Here is a 539-nt window from a genome sequence, read left to right on the forward strand (position 1 = left end):
TACTCCGGCCGCGGCGAACCCACCGACGACCTCATCCAGACCGCCACCGTCGGCCTCATCAAAGCCGTCGACAAGTTCGACCCCACCCGCGGCGTCGACTTCGCCGGCTACGCCATCCCCACCATCATCGGCGAGATCAAACGCCACTTCCGCGACCGCACCTGGTCCGTCCGCGTCCCCCGCCGCCTGCAAGAACTCCGCCTGGCCATCACCGAAGCCAACGCCACCCTCACCCACACCCTCGGCCGCTCCCCCACCGTCGCCGACATCGCCACCCACCTCGGCGTCACCGAAGAAGACGTCCTGGAAGGCCTCGAAGGCGCCCGCGCCTACAACGCCACCAGCCTCTCCACCCCGATCAGCGCCGACGGCACCACCGAACTCGGCGACACCCTCGGCGGCGAAGACCACGAATACGAACTCGCCGAAACCCGCGTCGCCCTCGGCCCCGCCCTGGCCACCCTCGACCCCCGCGAACAGAAGATCCTCACCCTGCGCTTCTACGGCAACCTCACCCAGTCCCAGATCGCCGAGCAGAT

1 protein-coding gene is annotated in these 539 nt (G+C 68.8%); it reads left to right on the plus strand.

The genetic code is table 11. The annotated features are described in order from the left end of the window. Positions 1-539 (plus strand): sigma-70 family RNA polymerase sigma factor (locus IEY99_RS33840; RefSeq protein ID WP_189208203.1); only part of this gene is annotated, 539 nt, incomplete at both ends.

The organism is Couchioplanes azureus (genome assembly GCF_014648355.1).
Taxonomy (GTDB): domain Bacteria; phylum Actinomycetota; class Actinomycetes; order Mycobacteriales; family Micromonosporaceae; genus Actinoplanes; species Actinoplanes azureus.